This window comes from Galactobacter sp. (assembly GCF_022712295.1).
GTDB lineage: Bacteria > Actinomycetota > Actinomycetes > Actinomycetales > Micrococcaceae > Galactobacter.
This window is the reverse complement of the sequence record NZ_JALAGT010000007.1, coordinates 1-6,979: the sequence shown is the minus strand read 5'-3', so window position 1 is coordinate 6,979 and position 6,979 is coordinate 1. Positions and strand designations below refer to the sequence as shown.

Annotated in this window: 6 protein-coding genes; 4 read left to right on the top strand and 2 right to left on the bottom strand. The window is 65.9% G+C overall.

Going from position 1 to position 6,979, the window contains the following annotated elements; genetic code table 11:
* Both Q0A15_RS00570 and Q0A15_RS00565 read right to left on the bottom strand, forming a co-directional pair.
* Nucleotides 1-714, bottom strand: a 714-nt coding sequence (locus Q0A15_RS00570) for a LacI family DNA-binding transcriptional regulator (protein ID WP_291277591.1), incomplete at its 3' end; no start/stop codon positions are given.
* Nucleotides 715-759: 45 nt separating this feature from the next.
* Nucleotides 760-2,526 (bottom strand): glycoside hydrolase family 13 protein, encoded by a 1,767-nt coding sequence (locus tag Q0A15_RS00565; RefSeq protein ID WP_291277590.1) that lies wholly within the window; start codon nucleotides 2,524-2,526, stop codon nucleotides 760-762.
* 191 nt (nucleotides 2,527-2,717) lie between these two features.
* Here Q0A15_RS00565 and Q0A15_RS00560 point away from each other — a divergent pair, with 191 nt between their 5' ends.
* From Q0A15_RS00560 to Q0A15_RS00545, 4 genes are all read left to right on the top strand, one after another.
* On the top strand, nucleotides 2,718-3,977 hold the full coding sequence (locus Q0A15_RS00560; protein WP_291277589.1) for an extracellular solute-binding protein: 1,260 nt from the start codon (nucleotides 2,718-2,720) through the stop codon (nucleotides 3,975-3,977).
* Between the two features lie 24 nt (nucleotides 3,978-4,001).
* Nucleotides 4,002-5,642, top strand: coding sequence for an ABC transporter permease subunit (locus Q0A15_RS00555; protein WP_291277588.1), 1,641 nt, complete (start codon nucleotides 4,002-4,004; stop codon nucleotides 5,640-5,642).
* Entirely contained in the window at nucleotides 5,642-6,550 is a 909-nt protein-coding gene (locus tag Q0A15_RS00550; RefSeq protein ID WP_291277587.1) for a sugar ABC transporter permease, read from the top strand. Before Q0A15_RS00555 ends, Q0A15_RS00550 begins: the two co-directional genes overlap by 1 nt.
* 195 nt (nucleotides 6,551-6,745) lie before the next feature.
* A partial coding sequence (locus tag Q0A15_RS00545; RefSeq protein ID WP_291277586.1) for a helix-turn-helix domain-containing protein occupies nucleotides 6,746-6,979 on the top strand: 234 nt, incomplete at its 3' end.

The window sequence follows — 6,979 nt, the reverse complement described above, 5'->3', positions numbered from 1 at the left end:
TGCGTCCAATGCTCCGGCCACGGTGAAGTCGGCCGTGGATACGGGAACAGAGTCCGGTTCCACCCCGGCCTCACGCAGGGCTGCAGCCCAGCCCTCGCGGCGTCTGGCCGGAACGTGGAAGTCCACGTTGAACTCCGCGGAGCCTCCCAGGTGGGCGATCCGCCGGTGTCCCAGACCCAGTAGGTGTTGCGTGGCCTGCCTGGCCATATCCGTCTCGTCTGCCGTGAAGGCCGGAAGCTGCGGCAAGGGCCCACCCACTCCGAGTACAGGCAGTCCCGACCCCGCCAGCGCCTCCTTCTCCCCGGCTTTCAGATCCAGGGCCACCACCAACAGTGCGTCCACGCGGCGGCGTCGCACCACGGTGCCGAACAGCGCCTCCCGCTCGGCCGGATCGTCGGTCACCGAGTACAGCGTGGTGTCGTATCCGGATCTGGCCAGCTGATCAGCGACCGTGCCGGCCACCGTGGCGAAATACCACCGGTCCATGGTGGGCGTGATGACGCCGATGCTGCGCGTGCGTCCCGACGCCAACGAGGATGCGGAGGAGGAGACCACATACCCCAGCCGGGTTGCGGCTGCCACCACCTTGGCGCGCGTGGCCTCCGAGACCGCGCCCCTTCCGCTCAGCGCGCGGGATACCGAGGCCGTGGAGACACCGGCTGCGTCCGCGACCTGCCGGATGCTCACGCCCTGATGGTGGTTGGATTCGGTCATGCCGTGTACGTTGCTCCTGCCGGTGCTCGGGTCGGGACGGTTGGATTATGAGGCGATCCGCTCCGCGTTGCGTAGCCACACGGTGGTGTCGCCAGGCAGTGTGGTGGCGTCGGCCGGTAGATCCGGATCGCTGGAGATGAGCAGCTCCCCACGCACGGGTAGAGCGCGGTCCTGCTCCCCGGTGTTGGCGACCACGATCACGTCGCCGACCTGGAAACCGAGCAATCCCGGATCCAGGCCGTCCAGCCACACCAGATCAGTATGCGCCAGCCGGTGTTCTCGACGTAGCTTCAGCAGCGTCATATACATGGACAGCGTGGATCCGGGCACGCCCTCCTGGGCAGCGCGGGACAGCCCGGCCCAGTCCGGGGGCTGAGGAAGCCATGACTCACCGGTGGTGCTGAACCCGAGCGTCTCGCCGTCGGTCTGCCACGGGAGGGGGACGCGGCAGCCGTCGCGCCCGTAGCGCTCGCCCTCGGTGCGGAACCAGGTGGGGTCCTGGCGCGCGTCGTCGGGCAGGTCGGTTGCCTCGGGCAACCCGAGTTCCTCGCCTTGGTACAGGTACGCCCCGCCGGGCAGGGCGAGCATCAGCGCCGTGGCAGCGCGTGCCCGACGAAGGGCAGGGGCCGCCGCCGGCAGGCCGGGGGTGAGTGGGCCCACTCCGTCGCCCTGCGGGCTCTCCTGACTCAAGGATAGGCGGGTGGTGTGGCGTACCACGTCGTGGTTGGAGAGCACCCAGGTGCTCGGGGCGCCCACGTTGCCGAACTCCAGCAGCGATTCGTCGATCATGCTGCGCAGCTCGGTGGCGTCCCAGTCGCAGCTCAGGTAGCCGAAGTTGAACGCCTGCTGCATCTCGTCCGGACGAACCCAGCGCGCCATCTTGGACAGCGGAGAAACCCACGCCTCGGCGCACAGCACGCGCTCGCCGTCATACTCCTCCAGCACTTGATGCCATGCGCGGTAGATCTCGTGGACACCGTCCTGGCCGAAGAACGGCGGGTCCTGATCGCCGCCACCCATGGAACCCGCCCCTTCATCGGGGACGAAATCCGGCAGCCCGTCCTCCTTGATCAGGCCGTGGGCCACGTCCACCCGGAAGCCGTCGGTGCCGCGGTCCAGCCAGAAGCGCAGCACGTCCTCGAACTCCGAACGGACCTCCGGGTTGGTCCAGTCCAGATCCGGCTGGGAGGGGTCGAACACGTGCAGGTACCACTGGCCCGGCGTGCCGTCCGGATTCGTGGTGCGGGTCCACGTGCTGCCGCCGAACACGGACTCCCAGTTGTTGGGCGGCAGTTCGCCGTGTTGGCCCTTGCCCTCGCGGAAGATGTAGCGGGCGCGCTCGGGCGAACCCGGTGCCGCGGCCAGCGCCTGCTGGAACCACTCGTGGTCGGAGGAGGTGTGGTTGGGGACCAGGTCCACGATGACGCGCAGGCCGAGGTCGTGGGCGGTGGCGACGAGGCGGTCGTAGTCCTCCAGGGTGCCGAAGAGCGGGTCCACATCGCGGTAGTCGGCCACGTCGTAGCCGGCGTCGCGCTGCGGAGAGGTCATGAACGGGGAGAGCCACACTGCGTCCACGCCCAGCCGAGCCAGAGCGGGCAGCCCCTCGACCACGCCGGGGAGGTCGCCCACGCCGTCGCCCGAGGCGTCACGGAAGGAGCGCGGGTAGATCTGATAGATCACCGCGGAGCGCCACCACTCGTCGCCCGGAGCGGTGACAGGGGCCGGAGTGGTGCCGGGTCGCTTGCCCGGATGGCTCGCTTCGGTGGACGTGGTGTTCGCGGTGGACTCGGCGTCGAGGCTCGCATGGGTCATGGCGACAACTCTAGATGCGGCCGGAACTGAATGTAAACGTTTGCAATCTACTGTTCACCGTTTCGCGCGTAGTGGTTGAAGTCACGTATACATCTGTGAGAGAGTCCCTAAAGCAACACGATGTAAGCGCTTGCAACCCAATGGGCTCGATGACCGCCCGCACGTGCTACCTCCACAACGAAAGGCACCCGATGTCAACGAAGATTCGGGCCAGGAAACACTCCCTGCTCAAGACCAGCGCGGTGGCGGCACTGACCGCTCTGGCGCTCACCGCATGCGGCGGAGGCAACTCCTCCGGTAGAGAAGACAAGACCGACTCCACCTCGGCCGCCAAGGCCGGGTCCGGGTCGCTGACCGTGTGGGTGGACGCCGAACGCGTCTCCGCGCTGACCCCCGTGGTCAAGGACTACGAGTCCGCCACCGGAGTGAAGGTCAAGGTGGTCTCCAAGTCCACCGACAAGGCCAAGGACGACTTCATCCAGCAGGCCTCCAACGCGTCCGGTCCCGACGTGGTCATGGGCGCTCACGACTGGGTGGGCGAGCTCGTGAAGAACGGCATCGCCGCCCCCGTGGAACTGGGCGACAAGTCCTCCGACTTCTCCGATGTGGCCATCAAGGCCTCCACCTACGAGTCCAAGAACTACATGCTGCCCTACGCGGTGGAGAACCTGGCGCTGCTGCGCAACGCTGACCTGGTCAAGGAGGCGCCCAAGAGCTTCGACGACATGATCGCAGCAGGCAAGGACTCCGGCGCCGAGTACCCGTTCGTAGTGCAGCAGGGCAAGGAGGGCGACCCGTACCACCTCTACCCGTTCCAGACCGCCTTCGGGGCACCCGTCTTCGGCACGGACGAGAACGGTGACTACGACGCCACCCAGCTGGAACTCGGCAAGGGAGGCGACTTCGCCACCTGGCTGGGCAGTCAGGGCAAGGCAGGGAACTTCTCCACAGAGATCACGGGCGACATCGCCTCGGACAAGTTCACCAAGGGCGACGCCGCGTTCTGGCTCACCGGGCCCTGGAACGTGAAGGTGGCTCAGGACGCAGGGATCAACCTCAGCGTGGATCCCATCGCGTCCCCCACCGACCAGCCCGCCGTCCCCTTCGCCGGCGTCAAGGGATTCTTCGTCAACGAGCACAGCAAGAACAAGCTGGCCGCGACCGACTTCCTGGTCAACTACATGGGAACGCAGGAGACCCAGACGCGCCTGTTCAAGTCCTCGGCCGTGCTGCCCGCACTGACCGCTTCAGCCGACGAGGCAGCGTCCGACCCCGTGATCGCCGGTTTCCAGAAGGCGGGCGAGAAGGCCGTGCCCATGCCCGCCATCCCCGAGATGGGCACCGTGTTCGAGAGCTGGGGTGTCTCCCAGGCCGCCATCATCAACGGCAAGGACCCGGCCAAGACCTGGAAGGCCCTGGTGGACAAGGTCACCAAGGCCATCGCCAAGTAATCGCCGCGTGCAGTAGGAGACATCATGACCACCACCACGCCCACGACGCCGCCACGCGGCGGTGGCGATTCCATGCCCGACGGCACCGGCAACGGGCCCGCGGGCCCGGCCACCCGCCGTCGGGCACAGGGTGGCGCCACACGCCTGGGTCCCTTCATCCTCAAGATCGCCATGCTGGCGCTGCTCGACGCGCTCGCCGTCCTGCTGCTGATCATCCTGGCGGCCAAGGAGGAGTGGGTGATCCTCGGCGTCGTGGCCGTGGCGCTGGTGGTCATCAACGTCATCTACCTGCGCAAGGGCCTGCTGCCCGCCAAGTACCTGACCCCTGGCATCGCGTTCCTGCTGATCTTCCAGATCTTCACCATCGGGTACACGGGCTACATCGCCTTCACCAACTACTCCTCCGGGCACGTGCTGGAGAAGGACGAGGCGGCCCAGGCGTTGCTGAGTCAGAACCAGGTCAGGGTGGAGAACTCCCCGTCCTACCCGCTGGCCGTGGTGACCAAGGGCAGCGCGATCGGATTCGTGGTCCAGGACCCGGAATCCGGTGACACCCTGCTCGGCACCGAGGACGAGCCCCTGCACAAGGTGGACGCGACCGTCTCCGCCGGGCAGGTCTCGGGCCTGGATGGGTGGACCAGCCTGTCCTTCAACGACCTGCTCGGCAGGCAGGACGAGGTCTTCTCCCTCTCCGTCCCGGTCTCGGGGGACGCGGCGGAGGGAACGCTTCGGACCCAGGACGGGCGCACCGCCTATGAGTACTCCTCCACCCTGAGCTACGACCGGGCGGCCGACACCGTGACGGACTCGGCCACGGGCGCCGTCTACACCGACCGCGGTAACGGCGCCTTCGAGACCGCTGCGGGAGAGCAACTCAATCCTGGTTGGCGGATCAACGTGGGCTTCGACAACTTCACCCGGGCCTTCACGGATCAGGACATCCGCGAACCCCTGCTGAAGGTCACGGCCTGGACCATCGTGTTCGCTTGCGTGTCCGTGATCTCCACTTTTGTCCTCGGCATGTTCCTGGCGGTGGTGTTCAACCGGCCGGGGATGAAGGGGCGCAAGATCTACCGGGCCGTGATGATCCTGCCCTACGCCTTCCCGGCCTTCCTGGCCGCCATGGTCTTCTCCGGGATGTTCTCCAAGTCCTTCGGGTTCTTCAACCAGGTCATGTTGGGCGGCGCCCAGATCCCCTGGCTGGAGGACCCCACCCTCGCCAAGGCCGCCGTGCTTCTGCTGAATCTCTGGCTCGGCTTCCCGTACATGTTCCTGGTGTGCATGGGTGCCCTGCAGTCGATTCCGGAGGAAGTCGAGGAGGCGGCCCGCATGGACGGCGCCAGCCCTTGGCAGACGTTCCGTCACATCAAGTTCCCGCTGCTGCTGGTCTCCGTTGCGCCGCTGCTGATCTCCTCCTTCGCGTTCAACTTCAACAACTTCAACCTGATCTACATGCTCACCGGAGGAGGGCCACGCGACATGGATGCCTCCATTCCCGTGGGGGAGACGGACATCCTCATCTCCCTGGTCTACAAGGTCGCCTTCACCGGACAGTCACGTGACTACGGCCTGGCCAGCGCCTTCTCCATCATCATCTTCGTGATCGTCGCCGCGATCTCCATCATCAGCTTCCGCAAGACCAAGGCCCTTGAGGAGGTCAACTGATGTCCGCCAACGTTGAGCATCTCCCCGACATACTCTCCAATGCGCGACGGCGGCGGTCGCCCGCCGCGTGGCTGCGCACCACCGGTTGGCGGCACGTGGTCGGCATCGTGGTGGGCATCTACGCGCTGCTGCCCATCGTTTACGTGTTTTCCGCTTCCCTGAATCCCACCGGCACGCTGACCGGCTCCAATCAGCTCTTCTCCCAGGTCAGTCTCGATTCCTACGTCCGTGTGCTCACCGACCCGGATCACCCCTTCGGCAAGTGGTTCCTGAACTCTCTGGGCGTTGGCCTCGCCACGGCGCTTGGCACGGTCTTCCTCGGTGCCTTGGCGGCGTACTCCTTCTCCAGGATGCGGTTCAAGGGCCGCAGAGTGGGGCTGCTGTCCCTGGTGCTGGTGCAGATGTTCCCGCAACTGCTGGCCGTGGTCGCCGTGTTCATGCTGGTCACCAAGCTGGGCGACCTGGTGCCATGGCTCGGCATCAACTCCCCCGTGGCGTTGGTCCTGGTCTACCTGGGTGGGGCACTGGGTGTGAACACCTACCTGATGTACGGATTCTTCAACACGGTGCCGATCTCCATCGACGAGGCCGCCAAACTGGATGGTGCCGGCCACGCCCGGATCTTCTTCACCATCATCTTGCGACTCGTTGCTCCCGTGCTGGCCGTGGTCGGACTGCTCAGCTTCATCGCCACCATGAATGACTTCGTGATCTCCTCCGTCATCCTCGTGGACCCGGACAAGCAGACGCTCGCAGTGGGGCTGTACCAGATGGTGTCCAACCCCAACTACGCGGACTGGTCCGCCTTCGCCGCCGGCGCCGTCATGGCAGCGCTGCCCGTGGTGGTGATCTTCCTGGCGCTGCAGCGTTACATCGTGGGTGGCCTCACGGCCGGTGCTGTGAAGTAGGCCCGCGCTTTCCTAGCCCCACCTTTTCCCCAGGCTTTCCGTCAGCACCTCATACGTTCTCTAGTGTCGCGTGTCGTTAGTTCCTAAATGGTTGGTGGTTTGGGAGAATTGGGTATGGCGAATTCTCCTGCTCCGGCGTTGCCTCTACGGGTTGGCGACAAAGATGTATTGAGGTTGTGGACGAGGTCCACGGCGATGCGCTCAGGGCTGGTGCAGCGGGCGAAGATCGTGTTGCTGGCCGCCGAGGGTGTGCCCAACGCCCACATCGCCACTGAAGTGGGCACGACGACCACGAGCGTTTGGAAGTGGCGGAAACGCTATGCCGAGTTGGGGTTGGCCGGCCTGGATGACGCGACACGGTCGGGGCGGCCGAAGCGACTGGACCATGCTCAGATCGTGGCCAAGACCCTCACGCCGCCGCCGAAGAAG